The following is a 15,139-nucleotide window of genomic DNA, read 5'->3' on the forward strand; positions in this document are numbered from 1 at the left end:
GAGCGCGCCTAGAACGCATCGGACGGTCGAACCGTGGAGGCGAGCGACAGGCGTCGCTCGCGGCTGTTGCGGGTAATGTAATACACGAAGTAGCACCAGGCGATGAAGGGCACACCGAAGTACAGCGCGACCCGCTGTTCCGGGTCAAACGCGATCCCCACACACGCCAGGGTGCAGCACACCAACGCGCCCAGCGGAATCCACGGGTAACCGCGCACCCGGAACTTGAGGTCGCGCACATCGCCGCCATTGGCCACATACTGGCGGCGAAAGGCGATCTGGCTCGCGGCGATGCTCATCCAGACCACCACTACCGCCAGCCCGGAAATGGAAACCAGCGCCAAGTACACGGTGTTGGCCGCGAACACACTGCTGAGCAGTGAGGCGCCGCCGCCGACCATGCTCAACACAATCGCATTCAACGGCGTGCCCATGCGGGTCAGTTGGGAGAACTGCTTGGGCAGATGGCCCTGGTCGCTCAAGGTCCAGAGCATCCGCGAGGCGGCGTACAGCCCGGAGTTGGCGGCCGACAACAGCGCAGTAATGATGACAAAGTTCATGATGTCGGCGGAGTAGGGGATGCCGATATAGGTGAATACGGTCACGAAGGGGCTTTCCACCAATCCGGCCTGTTCGCGGGGCAACAGGGTCGCCAGGACGAAAATCGTGCCGACGAAAAAGATCGCCAGGCGTAGCACGGTGGTGCGGATGGCCCGTGGCACATTGCGTTGCGGGTCTTTGGTTTCACCGGCGGCAATACCGATCAGCTCGGTGCCCGAAAATGCGAACGACACGGCCAGCAAGGTCATGGCAATCGACATGAAACCAGTGGGGAACAGGCCTTCGCGGGTGAAGTTACCCAGGCCGATGCTGTGGACCTGATCGATATTGAGCAGCCCGAGAATGGCGCCGCCGCCGATCAAAAGAAACACCACGACCGTCACGACTTTGATCAGGGACAACCAGAACTCGGTTTCGGCAAACAAACGGACCGACACCACGTTGGTGAAAAACACCGCGCCGGCGAACAGCGCACTCCAGATCCATACCGGCGTGTCGGGGAACCAGCGCGTCATCAGGATACCGGCAGCGGTGAATTCCGAACCGATGGCCACCGTCCACGTCAGCCAATACAGCCATGCCACGGTATAGCCGGTACCCGGGCCGAGAAACCGCGTCGCGTAACTGCTGAACGAGCCGGTTTCGGGCATCTGCACCGCCAACTCGCCCAGGCACATCATCACCATGTAGACCATGAGTGCGCCAATGACGTAAGCGATGACCGCACCGAGCGGGCCGGCCTGGTTGACGGTGTATCCGGAGGTCAGAAACAGCCCGGTGCCGATCACTCCACCGAGTGCCAACATGACGATATGGCGGGTTTGCATTTCCTGTTTGAAGCCGGCACGCGTGTTGAGTTTTTCTTCTTTTGTGGACATGGTTGTTCTCATGAAAGTTGTTAGGGCAGGTAGGAACGTTGCCGCTAAGTCTTATTATTATTCCTCTTCATGAAACGCCTCACAGACGGCCCTGTCGTGAGGTTTGAAAGGTCAGTTCGCGGCTTCGGCGCAGGTACTCCGCTGGCTGTTTTCCTCGCGCAGGCAGCGCACAAATGCGAACGCCTGCTTCAAATCATCAAGCAGATCATCGGTGTCCTCGATGCCGACCGAGACCCGCACCAGCCCCTCCGAGATGCCCAGCGCCAGCCGTTCCTCCAGCGTGTTCTCCACATGACTGGTGGTGCGGGCCGGGCCGTAAATGGTTTCCACCGCACCGAGGTTGCCGGCGCAGTGCGCAAATCGCAGGCGTGGCAGCAGTACCTTGACGGTGTCCATGCCGCCGACCAGTACAAAACTGACGATGGCGCCGAAGCCAGCCATTTGCGCGCAGGCCACCGCGTGGTTCGGGTGCCCGGGCAGGCCGGGATAATTGACGGATGACACCAAGGGTTCGGTGCACAAGAACTCCGCCAGGGCACAAGCGCTGCGTTGCTGTTGGCGCATGCGCAGTACCAGGGTTTTCATGCCGCGAATGATCAGGTAGGCCGAGAACGGGTCGAGTGTCGCACCGTTGATTTCGCGGTAATGCCGAACCTTGGCCATCAACGATTCCTTGCCGCAGACCAGGCCGCCCAGCACATCACCATGGCCACTGAGGAATTTGGTGGCGCTGTGGATGACCACGTCCACCCCCAGCGCCAGCGGGTTCTGATTCAGTGGCGTGGCGAAGGTGTTATCGGCAACCACCAGGGCGCCGACGCGCTTGGCCGCCGCGACCAGCCGTTGGATATCGAGGATTTTCAGGGTCGGGTTGGTGGGCGTTTCCAGGTACAGCACCTGACAGCCTTTGGCGATTTCGCGCTCGATCTGCTCATGATCGAACGTCTCGCACAGCGTGACCGCCACGCCCGTGCGCGGCAGGAACTCTTCGAAAATCTTGTTGGTGCCGCCATAGCTGTCCTTGGTGGAGACTACGCGGTCGCCATGGGCCAGGAAGGTGTAAAGCACGCTGCTGATCGCGGCCATGCCGCTGCTGAAGGCAACGGCGGATTCGGCCATTTCCAACTCGCCAATCTTGGCTTCGAGAGTCTCGACCGTCGGGTTGCTCATGCGGCTGTAGATAAAGCCTGGGGCTTTGCCCAATGCAACGTCATACCAGGCATCAATGTCGTCGTAGCCATACGCAGCGCTGGCCACGATAGGGGTTTGGGTGGCGTTGTAAGGGTGGCTGACTTGCTCCCCGCCCCAGACCGCCCGGGTCCCGGCGCCCGCATTATCAAGTCCTGCGCTGTCAGGTTTTTTGTTCATTGAGGCTACTCGCACTGAGGGGTGAACGTTGAGTCATTCACACAGATAGTGCGGGCCAATATAGGGATTGGTGGGGCGCCCGAGAAACGATGTTATCGGTGCCAAAGGGCTGCTTTTTTTAATGGGTGCTGCTGGTGGAGTGATCATTTCTGTTTGTCGATAAAATATTTTATTGACTAAAAAATAATTGCCGGTTAATTATTGCTGCGCATCTGCTCGCATGCAGAGTCACTTCCAGGGTTACACCATGGGTCAGAAAATCACGCGCTCATTGGCCAGTCTGTATGTCCAGACGGTCGAGTCCTTAACCGTGCCTCAGTGGGCACCCGAATTGATGCAGGGCTTTCCGGCTGAGCCGAAACACCGGGTCACGTGGAGCAATTGGATGCGTCCACCCTTCAGCCAGTGGGGGTTCCGTCATCTGGCGCGCCTGCGTCCCACCATCGATGTGCAGGCGGGCACCGCATCTGCGGGGCAACTCAAGCAGGCCCCAAGAGCACTGGACGCGCTGTGTTTCGACAGTGAGTGCGGACTGAGCATCAGCGTTATTGATCACCTTGTCGCCAGCCAGACCGACGCCTTTTTGGTGATGCAGGGTGACACGGTATTGTTCGAGCGTTACTTCAACGGCCAGCGCGCCGATGACCGCCACATCATGTTCTCGGTGACCAAGTCGCTGATCGGCACCCTGGGTGAACAACTGGTCACCCAAGGCGCGCTCAAGCCCGAGTTACCCGCTGCGTACTACGTGCCCGAGCTGGTGGGCAGCGCATTTGGCGATGCGACGGTGCGCCAGTTGTTCGACATGGCGGTGGGCATCGACTACAGCGAGGTCTATGACGATCCCAACTCCGAGAGTTCGCAATACGGTTATGCCTGCGGCTTTCAACCGGCACCCGCGCAGTACGCCCAATTCGAGTCGCTGTATCAATACTTGCCGTCACTCAGGAAGCGCGGGAGCCACGGTGGTTTTTTCCATTACGTGACGGCGACCACCGAAGCATTGGCGTGGGTCATGGAGCGCGCCTCGGGCAAGGCCTGCAGCCAGATGCTGGAGAGGATCTGGGAGCGCCTGGGGTGTGACCGGGACGGCTATTTCATGGCCGACCCGTGGGGGCGGAATGTGGCGGGCGCGGGTTTCAGTGCCACCTTGAGAGACATGGCGCGTTTCGGTCGACTACTGGCCAACGATGGCCGCCATGATGGCTGCGAACTCCTGTCGCCTGAGACCGTGGGGCGCATTGCCGCCGGGTCTGATCCAGCGATCTACGCGCAAAACACCGAGTTCTCCAACTGGACACCGGGTGCCTCCTACCGAAGCCAGTGGTACGTGTTCAATGACCACAGCCAAGCCCTGATGGCCGGCGGGATTCACGGCCAATACCTGTTCATCGACAAACCCTCCGGTGTGGTGATCGTCAAGCAATCGTCGTTGGCGGATGCGGTGAGCCCGTTCGATACCGACAGTGTGCGCATGCTGCGCGCCATTGCCGCTCACCTGAGCCACTGATACACGCCAAACAATAAGAATCTTGCGTTCTATTCACCCGGCCTCGCCGGGTGCTGGCGGCGCGCTGCGTCGCCATTGACTGCCCTGTAACAACAATAATTCCACAGGAGCTTCTTATGGTTTTCACCCCGCGTTTCTCTCGAGCGCTGTTGGCGCTTGGCTTACCCTTGATCCCCCACATCGCGTTGGCGGGCTACACCTTTGAGGACGGTAATCTCAAGGGCGAAGTCAACCTCACCGCAGGCGGCGCGACGCTGTTCACCCGTGGCGTCAACTTCGGCAGCGGTCAAGTCGATTCACGCAGCGGTAAAAATGGCGGCGCGACGATCAACTGGCAAGAGGTCTACGTAAAACCGGGCGTCAAGCTCGACTATGCGCTGCAACCCGACTTCAGCCTGCTGGCGGGCGGTTCCCTGGTGGCAGCCAGCACCTTCGGTGATGGCGATGCAGGCGGCTTCACCCGCAGCTCCGACGGCAAGGCGGCCGTCGAAGAACTCTACGCAGGTTTTCGCGCCGGCGAGTGGACGCTTACCGCAGGTCGCCAGAACTACATGATCGGTACGGGCTTCATCGTGATGGACGGCAATCTCGATCAGCACAAGGACGGCGCCTACTGGCTCGGCCCGCGCACGGCCTTCAAGGACTCGGCGATCCTGGCCTGGGATCACGGCGCGCTGAAATCTCAGGCATTCACCTTGCGCACTGACGATGATCTGGGTGATTGGCGCATGACCGGGGTCAACCTCGATTACAACGTCGATAACCAGGTGACGCTGGGTGCCATGGCCATGAAGGTCAATGCCCTCGGCCCCAGAGGGAGCACGCTGCCACGGCGCCGCGACGGGATGCTGGTATACAACCTGAGGGCGCTCAAGGCCAGTGTGCCCGGCGTGCCGGCACTCACCCTGAATGCCGAGTATGCGCTGGAGCGGGGCAGCGGCGAGGGTGTCGATTACGACGCCAGCGCCTGGTATGGCCAGGCCGACTATGCCTTCAATACCTTGCCGCTGACACCCGTGATCGGCTACCGCTACGCGAGCTTTTCCGGTGATGACAACCTCGCCGATAACCGCCAGAAAGCCTGGGACCCGCTGAGCAAAGGTTTCGTCGACTGGAGCACCTGGCTCGTGGGGGATGTGGTCGGCAACTACCTGCTGTTCAACAGCAACGAAAATGTCCAGCAGTTCTCCCTCAAGACCCACCTCAACGAAACCCTGACCCTCGGCGCGATTCACTACCAGTTCTGGCTGGATCAGAAAAACTACATGGGCGCGACGGTCAGTGACCGGCGTTTTGCCGATGAGAGCGTGGTATTCCTCGACTGGACGCCAACGCCATCGTTCTATACGTCGCTGTCGTACAACTGGGTCAAGCCACTGGCAGCCGCCAAGCAGGTTTTCGGCAACGACCAGCGCTTCAGTGCGCTGGAATTGTATTTCACCTATCGCTATTAAGTGCTGCGAGCCATCGTGGCCGCGCTGGAGTGTTTTTATATGAACAGGTTTTTGCGTAATACCTTGCTGGGCACTGTCGCTTCGCTGTTGATCAGTGGTTTTTGCCTGGCGCAAGAGCGGACCGTGCGGATCTACAACTGGATCGAATACCTGCCGCCGCAAGTGCTCAAGAGTTTCCAGGACGAAACCGGCATTCGTCCGATCTACGATGTGTTCGACAGTGCTGAAACCATGGAGTCCAAGCTGCTGACCGGCAACTCCGGTTATGACGTGGTATTCCCCGGCACCGCCAACCTGGGGCATCTGATCACGGCCGGCGCCGTCCAGCCCCTGGATCGCAAGCAGTTACCCAACTGGCAGCACCTGGACGCGCAATTCATGCACTCCCTGGAGGCTGTGGGGGACACCGGCAATCGCTATGCCGCACCTTACCTGTGGGGCACCACTTTGATCGGCTACAACGTCGACAAGGTCCGCAAAGCCCTCGGCCCCGATGTGCAGATGAACAGCTGGGACATCATCTTCAAGGAAGAAAACCTCGCCAAGCTCGCCAGTTGTGGCGTGGGCTTTCTCGATGCCGGCAATGAAATCCTGCCGATTGCCCTGCACTACAAGGGCCTGGACCCCAACAGCCAGAAACGCGAGGACTACCCGCAGGCCCAGGCCTTGATGATGAAAATCCGCCCCTACGTCACCTACTTCAACTCGTCGCGCTACGGCATGGACCTGGCCAACGGTGATATTTGCATCGGCGTGGGCTGGTCCGGCGGTGTGGCGTTGGCCAAGCGATTGGCGGATGCCGCCGGCAAGGGCGTCAAGGTCGAGATGGCATTGCCCAAGGAGGGCGCGCCGATGTGGTCGGACGTGATGATGATCCCGGCCAATGCGCCTGATCCGGAGGAGGCTCATGTGTTCATCAATTACATTTTGCGTCCGGATGTGATTGCCCGTATCAGCAATCAGATCGGTTACCCCAACCCGAACAAGGACGCCACTGCGTTGGTGGATGCCGGTATCCGCAACAACCCGAACATGTACGTGCCGGACGAGGCACGTAAGACTTTGTTCGCCCTGGAGCCGGTGCCGGCCGCAGTGGAGCGGATCCGTAACCGTACCTGGACGGCCATCAAGACCAACCGTTGATCTGTTGGCACGCTCCAAAGCCTGGGTTCGGCCGACGTGTTCGGCGGGTGCCTTAGATCAAAAGGAAAGCAAACGCAGCACTGCTTTTGCTTTCCTGTAGAAGCCTGCTTAGCTGTGCTCCACAACTTTGAAGTGGCCGTGACCCTGTGGCGAGGGAGCTTGCTCCCGTGACGGCCCGAAAGCCGGCGACTATCCAACTGCCCCTCCGCGAGGGAGGTCGCCCCGGTTGGCGGCCTTTGGGCCGACCAGGATGTTGGAATGGAACGAGTACATATCCATTGCTGCGGTAACGACGACTTAGGGTTCCGCCCTTACGGCGGGTCACTTTGGAAAAGCCCCAAAGTAACCAAAGGGCTCTTGCCCCACCACTCGGCACCTCGCCCAGGCTCGGTGTGCCCGCAATCCGACATTGATTTGGGGGGGCCGCCGCCACGCGCCATCCATGGCGCGGGGCGGCTAAACCGGCATCCCTGCCGGTTTACCCCCCAAATCAATATCGAATTCCGGCCAGCGTGGTTTGACGGGGCGCCTGAGATCAAGATCAAAAGCGACTCGCTTCGCATCGTGATGTGTGTAGATACCATGCTGCATTGCAGCTTTTGCTTGCCTGTGGGAGCTGGCTTGCCTGCGCTACACAACTTTGATGTGGCCATGAACCTGTGGCGAGGGAGCTTGCTCCCGTGACGGCTCGGAAGCCGACGACTATCCAACGGGCCCTCCGCGAGGGGGTTCGCCCCCGTAATCCGATATTGATTTTGGGGGGCCTGAGATAAGGATCAAAAGCGGCTAGCTTCGCATCGTGATTTGTGCAGACAACCATGCTGCGCTGCAGGCACGTCCTATCGGGCCTGCATGCCATAAAACAGTAGCTCGGTGATACGCCTGACCTGCAAGGAGTGCGCCTCGATATCCGGCTGTTCCTGGTTCACCAGCCTGAACAGCTGCAGGTGCGAATAGTCGTTCAACAGGAATGCGGCCAATTCGACATCGAGCTGCGGGCGCAATTTGCCGGCCAGTTGCAGTTCCCGCAGCAGTTGGCTGATTTCGGCCCTGAGCGCGTCGTTCATGGCGCGGTAGCCGGCAGGCAGTTCGTTGTTGCCGCCGAACAGGATCAACGGCAGCAGCTCGCGCCAAAGGCTCGGGTGCATGACTTCCAGGGCGTAGCCCGTCAGCAGCCGCTCCAAATGACACAGCGCTTCAACCGGGTCTTCGATTTCCTGGATCCGGCTGCGGGTGTCGGTAATGGCGCGTTGATCGGCCTGGTGCAGGATTTCCAGGATGATTTCCTGTTTGTTGCCGAAATACTTGAACACCGTGGGCGCCGAGACGCCTGCCTGGCCGGCGATCTGTTCGATGGTGGTGTTCTGAAAACCCTGGCGCTCAAACAGTTCGATGGCCGCCTTGCTGATGGCTTGCCGTCGTTCGGCTTTCTGGCGTTCACGCAGTCCGCTCACTGAAGGTCCTTGTCATGAAAATAAAAAACATGCGTAAGAAAGAGGGCGGTAGTCAGCCCGGTGCCCCTGCAAAATACTTAATTGGATAAAACTTTTAAAGCACTCATTCTCAGGTCAGGCCATTGCTCTCCCGTGCTTGAGGGGTTTGTCGTTGATATTTCTTCAAGCGGTACGCAAATTGCGCACGGCTGAGCCCAACGCGTCTGGCCGCGGCGGCCAGGTTGCCGGCGTGCTGTTGCAGCGCCTCCTGGATCAGGCGCGACTCAAGCCCTTCAATGGAAAAGCCCTGGTCGAGCTGGCCCAGAGTGTCCAGCAGGGCAGGGAGGCTTGCCGGCGCAGTGTTGGACAGGCTGCCGTGGTCGTCCAGGCCATAGGGATTCGCCGGCAGGGGCTCGTTGCGAAACAGATGCACCAGGTCAATGGCTTGGCCTTCGTCACTGGCGATCAGGCCGCGCTCGATCAGGTTTTGCAGCTCACGCACGTTGCCCGCGAAATCGTAGCGCAGCAGTACCTTGAGCGCGCGCATGGTCAAGCCGGCGGGTGTCCGGGCGTATTCCTGGCAGAAGCGCGTCAGGAACGCGTTGATCAATAGCGGGATGTCATCCCGGCGTTCCCGCAGCGGCGGCAGCGCGATGGGGTAGACATTCAGCCGGTAGAACAGGTCTTCGCGAAACGCGCCGTCAGCCACCGCTTTGCGCAGATCGATATTCGTCGCGGCCACCACCCGCACGTCCACCATGATGCCGCGCACGCCGCCGACCCGTTCGATCTCGCGTTCCTGCAAGGCCCGCAGCAGTTTGCTTTGCCCCGCCAGGCTGAGGCTGGTGATTTCATCCAGAAACAGCGTGCCGCCCTGGGCCCGTTCGAAACGCCCGGGACGCGAATGGGTGGCGCCGGTGTACGCGCCACGCTCGACACCGAAGAGTTCGGCCTCGATCAGGTTGTCTGGGATGGCTGCGCAATTGAGGGCCACAAACGGGCTCTCGCGGCGAGGGCTGAGTTGGTGCAGCTGGCGCGCAAACATCTCCTTGCCCACGCCGGACTCGCCGCTGATCAGCACGGTGGCGGGAGTCAGTGCGACGCGTTGCAGGGCTTGCATCGCGGCGTTGAACGCCGCACTGGCGCCTACCAAGGCTTGTGCCTGGCTGACGCCGGCAGGGTTGCCTGCCGGGCTCTGGCGCGCAGGGGCGGTAGTGGGGCCGGCGACGGCCTGGGACACATTCAGGTAGCGCAGGTCCTGCTCGACATCACCCCATTGTCCGGCCGTCTTGCCCACCACCCGGCAACTGCTGTGGCCCATGCCTCGGCATTGCACCTCGCGGAAAATCACCATTTGCCCGAAGAGACCGCTGACGAAACCGATGGCATAGCCCGTTTCAGTCCAGCACACCGGGTCCTGGCCAATTCCGTAGGCGCTCACATGTTCATCGGCCTCGCACGAGTGGTGCCACAGAAACTCGCCTTCATAGAACCCCGAGTCGGCGTCGAATTTAAAGTGCAACGGTTCGACCTTGGTCATGCCTTCCAGAGTGTGCAGGTGGGTGCCGGCGCGAAATACCGCCGCGGCATCGGCCTGGGGCCAGCGTTCACGGATCAAGCGAGCATCCCGCAAGCCCGAGGCATAACCGGTACGTGTGAACAGACCGCGCGCCTGCTCCAGTCCCAGGCGCTCGATGACCTCTGCGCGCAGGGCGACGAAGGCGGAACTGTGCAGCAGCAACATGCGCTGGTCGTTGAGCCAGATGCGACCGTCTTCCGGAGAAAAAAACAGGCAGTCGGTCAGTTCCGCAGGCGTGGGTGAGCTGCTGTCGCTGAGATGACGGCTGTCGCCTCGCGGATGATAGTGCGCAGTGGTCGCTCGGTTGTCGGGCTGCGCGCTATGGGGATTAGTCATTGTTATGCCCCTGCAAAGCGAGTGATCGATATGAGTCACTGCCGAGATAGTTATTAAACATAACCTTATCAATTGAACAAGTGGTGGTGGGGCGGTTTTTGCAATCGATCAGTGGGTGGACGCTGTACGGCACGTGGCAGGTCGCGATCCAGAACCCTCGGCGGTTTATGTCAGCGTCGTCTCGCGCAAGCGGCACAGCCTTTGCTCAAGGCTTGATGCGGCGTCTGCATGCGTGCAGGCGATGACAATTACAAGAACCGGGAGTTGCCATGTCAGTGTCTGAAACCACCCACCTGCTACAGCGGGCCATCGAGTCCGAATGTGTGTTCGATGGCGATTGGGTTCCCGCCTCGGGAACCGTGATCCCCGTGATCGAACCTGCCACCGGCGAGCCCCTGATGCACTGCGCCATGGCCAGCCCGGCCGACATCGCCGTGGCCAGCCGCCGTGCGGCCCTGGCCCAGCCGGCATGGGCCGCACTCGGCCCACGTGAGCGTGCCGAGGTGTTTCGCAAGGCTGCCGAGGTGGCGCAACGGTCATTCGCCGAACTGGCGTTGTATGTCGCTCGGGAAACCGGGGCTGCGCTGTTCAAGGGCGAGCACGAAGTACGTGAGGCGATCGTATTGCTGCACCAGGCGGCGGGCTTGCTGTCCCAACCCCACGGGGTGGTATTGCCCAGCGCGGCGGGGCGCCTGTCCTATGCCCGGCGTCAGCCCCATGGCGTGGTCGGGGTGATTTCCCCCTTCAATTTCCCCCTGGTGCTGTCGCTGCGTTCGGTGGCACCGGCCCTGGCCGCGGGCAATGCGGTGGTGCTCAAGCCCGATCCGCAGACCCCGGTCAGCGGCGGTTTTCTCATCGCCCGGCTATTCGAAGAGGCAGGCCTGCCCAAGGGCCTGCTGCACGTGCTGCCCGGCGCCGCACCGGCCGGTGAGGCGCTGTGTCGCGATCCGAATGTCAGGATGATCGCGTTTACCGGCTCGACGGCGGCGGGGCGCAAAGTCGCCGAGGTGGCTGGTCGTCACCTTAAAAAAGTGGCGCTGGAGTTGGGTGGCAAGAACCCGCTGATCATTCTCGAAGACGCCGACCTCGACCTGGCCGCGAGCAATGCCGCCTGGGGGGCCTGGCTGCACCAAGGGCAAATCTGTATGGCGACCGGGTTGGTGCTGGTGCATGAATCCATCGCCGCCAGCCTGACGCGCAAGTTAGTCGACAAGGCCCGGGCACTTACCGTGGGCAACGCTGCCCGCGGTGAAGCCGCGCTCGGCCCATTGATCAACCAGCGCCAATTGCAGCGCGTGCACGAGATCGTCGGCGACAGCCTGCAGGCGGGGGCGAAGCTGGAGGCGGGCGGTGACTATGACCGGCTGTTCTACCAGCCCACGGTGCTCAGTGGCGTGCGACCGGGCATGCGTGCCTTTGAAGATGAAATTTTCGGCCCAGTGGCGACGGTGGTCAGCTTTGCCTCCGATGAAGAGGCTATCGAATTGGCCAACCGCACGGAGTACGGCCTTTCGGCCGCCATCATCTCGCCGTCGGTGGGGCGTGCCATGGCCATTGGCGAGCGGCTGGACTGCGGCCTGCTACACATCAACGACCAGACCGTGGCTGACGAATGCATCAACCCCTTCGGCGGTCGCGGTGCATCGGGCAATGGCGGCAGCGTTGGTGCGCCGGCCGACTGGGACGAATACAGCCAGTGGCAATGGGTCACCGTGAAAAACGCGCCACCGGCTTATCCGTTCTGAGCCTTGGCTCACGCACGCCTGCATAACAATAAGAGGGCTTGAACATGAATCTGTACAACAAAACCTTGATCGTCACCGGCGTTGCGTCGGGCATTGGTGCGGAAGTGGCGCGACTGGCGCGTTTCCAGGGCGCCACGGTGCTGGGAGTCGATCGCCATGAGCCGCAGTTGACGCTGGATGGATTTTTCCATGCCGACCTGAGCGATCCCACGAGCATCGACGCGCTGGTGGCGCGCCTGCCGGCGCGGGTCGACGCGCTATGCAACATCGCCGGGGTGCCCGGTACGGCACCGGTGCAAACGGTGGCCGAGGTCAATTACCTGGGGTTGCGCCACCTCACTCAAGCGTTGCTGCCACGCCTGCCGGCGGGCGGCAGCATCGTCAATGTCGCCTCGGTGCTCGGCGCGCAATGGCCGCAACGCCTGGCGTTGCACAAAGCGTTGGCGGCCACCGAGAGCTTCCGGGCCGGGCAGCAGTGGCTGGCGGCCAATCCGGTGGAGCAGGGCACCTGTTATCAGTACTTCAAGGAGGCGCTGATTGTCTGGAGTGCGCTGCAATCCCACGCCTGGTTTCGTGATCACTCGGTGCGTATCAACTGCGTCGCGCCGGGGCCGGTGTTCACGCCGATCCTTGGCGATTTCGTCAGCATGCTCGGGCCTGAGCGGGTGGCCCAGGACAGCCAGCGCATGACCCGCCCAGCCTTGGCCGATGAGGTGGCGTCGGTGATCGCGTTCCTCTGCTCGGACGCGGCGCGTTGGGTCAATGGGGTCAATCTGCCGGTGGATGGAGGGTTGGCCGCCACCTACCTGTAAGGGTTGCAACAACGCTTAGCCCCGGTGCGGAGCCACCGTGCCGGGGGTCTTGAACAACAACAAAAATACAGGACATACAAGATGCCCAAGCCTATCTTGCGGACGGTTGCGGCCATGACTTTTGTCGCACTGTCATCGACTGCACACGCTTATGACTTGCCCGGACTCAACCTGGGCACCACCAGCTTCTATGACGGCTCACCTGCACCGGCCGGACCTGGTTGGTACCTGGAGGAATACCTCACGTACTCCCGCGCCAGCCGTTTCAATGATGCCAACGGCAACAAGCTCGCCTTGCCCAGGCAGGATGTGGAAGTGGTGGCGCCGACCACGCAGATCATCTACGTCGGCCAGCCCCTGGCCAATGGTGCGATGCCTGGTTTTACCCTGATCAACACCTCCCTGGCCCATGTGGCGGTTGACGATGGTTTGAATAACGCCGCACTGAGTTCCCGTGCAGGGTTTGGCGATGTGACGTTGGGCGCCTTCCTGCAACTGCCGACCCTGAGCCGCGCTGACGGCAGCCCTTGGTTGGCCCAACGGGTCGAGGCTGATATAGCGGTGCCGGTGGGGGCCTATGACCGCGGGCGCTCGATCAACCCCGGCAGCAACTTCTGGTCATTCAACCCGTACTACGCGGCGACGTACTGGTTCAGCCCGAAGTGGTCGACAAGTGGACGCTTCATGTACCTGTGGAATGGCAAGAATAACGACCCGCAGGCGAGCTTTGCGGATGCTTCCAGCACTCAGGCCGGGCAGGCGTTGCATGCCAACCTGACACTCCAGTACGCCATCGACCAGCAATTGAGCCTGGGCTTGAATGGCTACTGGTTGAAGCAGATCACCGACACCGAGGTGGATGGGCATGCGGTGAGCGGGCGTCGCGAAAAGGTCTGGGCCATCGGCCCAGGCCTGGTCTACGCATTCAACAAGGAAAATATCCTGTCGGTTAACGCGTACTTCGAGCAGCAGGCGCAAAACCGCACCCAGGGCAACAAGTTGGTGCTTAATTGGCTGCACCAGTTTTAGGCGCGGGTGTAGCGGGTAGGTTCAGTGGCGCCGTACGCACCATGACGCTGATGATGGTGAGTGCGGCGATCACGACGCCGGGGGAGGTCGCCAGCAGTACGCCGCTGGTGCCGGCGCCTGCCGCAAGAAGTTGCCCGGCTGCCAGCGGCCCGGCCACCGAGCCCAGTCGGCCGATGGCCACGGACGCCCCCACACCGGTGGCACGCACCGCGGTGGGGTAGGAAGGTGGGGCGCTGGCATACAGCACCAATTGTGCAGCCATCACGAACAAGCCAGCGGCGAAGCCCGCCATGGCCATAGGCACAATCCCCACCGACAGGCCGACACCGGCGAGTGCGGCGAGCAATCCGGCGTACACGAACAGCACCACTTTCAGTGCGTTGCAGCGGTCCAGCAGCACGCCGCCAAGCAGCGAACCGAGGGCGCCGCCGATATTGAAGAGCATCTGCACCATGCCCGCCTGGGGCTTGCTGAAGCCTTGTTCGAGCAGCAACGAAGGCAGCCAGTTAAGCAGCATGTACATCACGGTCAGGGTGAAGAAGTAACTGAGCCACAACGCCAGAGTGATGAGCGCGCGACCCTCGCCGAACAGCGCCGTGCCGGTGGAGGGGCGCAGGCTGCGGGTGTGTTCGGATTGCTGGCGAAAGGCGCTGGATTCGGGCAGCAGCAGGACCATCAACGGCACGACCAACAACGGGACCAGGCCGCCGATGATAAAGGTGGTTTGCCAGTGTTCACTGGAGAACATCGCCACCACCGCGGCCAATGCGCCGCCCAGTGGCACGCCGCAATACATGACGCTGATCGCGGTGCCACGGTTGCGTTCGCTGACCGCCTCGGCGCACAGCGCGATCAGGTTGGGCAGCGCGGCGCCCAGGCCCAGGCCGGTGAGAAAACGCACCAGCAGCAGGCTCGAGTAGCTTTCGACAAATGCCGTGCAGAGGGAAAACAACCCGAACAGCAGTACGGCGCTTACCAGGATTTTCTTGCGCCCAATGCGGTCGGCCACCCAGCCACCGAAGAACGCCCCCGGCAGCAGGCCAATGATCCCGACACTGAATACCCAGCCGAGCATTTTCGGGTCCAGGGCAAAACTCTGACGCAACCCTGCAGCAGCGGTGCCGGCGGCTTGCAGATCGAAACCCTCGATCAGCGCAACGATAAAGCACAACGCGATAGTCAACGTCGAACGACGCGATGGACTGTCCATGGGCAAACCTCATTGTTGTTTTTGTTGTGGTGCGAGCCGCTTGGGCTGCTGGCAATCAAGATAACAAATATAACTATAAAA

General features: G+C 61.2%; 11 protein-coding genes. 6 read left to right on the forward strand and 5 right to left on the reverse strand.

The window, feature by feature from the left end; all coding sequences use genetic code 11:
• Window positions 1-8: 8 nt before the first annotated feature.
• Both EXW71_RS00315 and EXW71_RS00320 read right to left on the reverse strand, forming a co-directional pair.
• Window positions 9-1,439: an amino acid permease gene (locus EXW71_RS00315; protein WP_134657127.1), complete on the reverse strand. Its 1,431-nt coding sequence runs from the start codon at window positions 1,437-1,439 to the stop codon at window positions 9-11.
• A 111-nt stretch (window positions 1,440-1,550) separates the two neighbouring features.
• Entirely contained in the window at window positions 1,551-2,807 is a 1,257-nt protein-coding gene (locus EXW71_RS00320) for a cystathionine gamma-synthase family protein (protein ID WP_134657128.1), read from the reverse strand.
• Between the two features lie 247 nt (window positions 2,808-3,054).
• On the opposite strand from EXW71_RS00320, the gene EXW71_RS00325 reads away from it, so the two are divergent.
• From EXW71_RS00325 to EXW71_RS00335, 3 genes are all read left to right on the forward strand, one after another.
• Complete coding sequence (locus tag EXW71_RS00325) at window positions 3,055-4,317, forward strand: serine hydrolase (protein WP_134657129.1); 1,263 nt, start codon at window positions 3,055-3,057, stop codon at window positions 4,315-4,317.
• A gap of 116 nt (window positions 4,318-4,433) precedes the next feature.
• Window positions 4,434-5,771: a hypothetical protein gene (locus EXW71_RS00330; RefSeq protein WP_134657130.1), complete on the forward strand. Its 1,338-nt coding sequence runs from the start codon at window positions 4,434-4,436 to the stop codon at window positions 5,769-5,771.
• Between the two features lie 39 nt (window positions 5,772-5,810).
• Window positions 5,811-6,914, forward strand: a complete 1,104-nt coding sequence (locus EXW71_RS00335; protein ID WP_134657131.1) for a polyamine ABC transporter substrate-binding protein — start codon at window positions 5,811-5,813, stop codon at window positions 6,912-6,914.
• An 839-nt stretch (window positions 6,915-7,753) separates the two neighbouring features.
• Here EXW71_RS00335 and EXW71_RS00340 read toward each other — a convergent pair.
• Window positions 7,754-8,368, reverse strand: a complete 615-nt coding sequence (locus EXW71_RS00340; protein WP_134657132.1) for a TetR/AcrR family transcriptional regulator — start codon at window positions 8,366-8,368, stop codon at window positions 7,754-7,756.
• Between the two features lie 109 nt (window positions 8,369-8,477).
• Window positions 8,478-10,262: a sigma-54-dependent Fis family transcriptional regulator gene (locus EXW71_RS00345; RefSeq protein ID WP_134657133.1), complete on the reverse strand. Its 1,785-nt coding sequence runs from the start codon at window positions 10,260-10,262 to the stop codon at window positions 8,478-8,480.
• Window positions 10,263-10,531: 269 nt separating this feature from the next.
• Between EXW71_RS00345 and EXW71_RS00350 the strand changes: the two genes are divergently transcribed.
• The 3 genes from EXW71_RS00350 to EXW71_RS00360 all read left to right on the forward strand — a co-directional run bounded on the left by EXW71_RS00350 (window position 10,532) and on the right by EXW71_RS00360 (window position 13,848).
• The gene (locus EXW71_RS00350) at window positions 10,532-12,007 is read left to right on the forward strand and encodes a benzaldehyde dehydrogenase (RefSeq protein ID WP_134657134.1); all 1,476 of its coding nucleotides are present in this window, start codon (window positions 10,532-10,534) and stop codon (window positions 12,005-12,007) included.
• Window positions 12,008-12,051: 44 nt separating this feature from the next.
• Complete coding sequence (locus EXW71_RS00355) at window positions 12,052-12,819, forward strand: coniferyl-alcohol dehydrogenase (protein WP_134657135.1); 768 nt, start codon at window positions 12,052-12,054, stop codon at window positions 12,817-12,819.
• 81 nt (window positions 12,820-12,900) lie between these two features.
• On the forward strand, window positions 12,901-13,848 hold the full coding sequence (locus EXW71_RS00360; protein WP_134657136.1) for a transporter: 948 nt from the start codon (window positions 12,901-12,903) through the stop codon (window positions 13,846-13,848).
• On the opposite strand, the gene mhpT is transcribed toward EXW71_RS00360, so the two are convergent.
• A complete protein-coding gene (mhpT, locus tag EXW71_RS00365; RefSeq protein WP_134657137.1) occupies window positions 13,826-15,058 on the reverse strand; it encodes a 3-(3-hydroxy-phenyl)propionate transporter MhpT in 1,233 nt (410 codons plus the stop codon). The two genes, EXW71_RS00360 and mhpT, sit on opposite strands and share 23 nt — an antisense overlap.
• Window positions 15,059-15,139 lie beyond the last annotated feature (81 nt).

This window comes from Pseudomonas sp. BCA17 (assembly GCF_004519405.1).
Lineage (GTDB): Bacteria > Pseudomonadota > Gammaproteobacteria > Pseudomonadales > Pseudomonadaceae > Aquipseudomonas.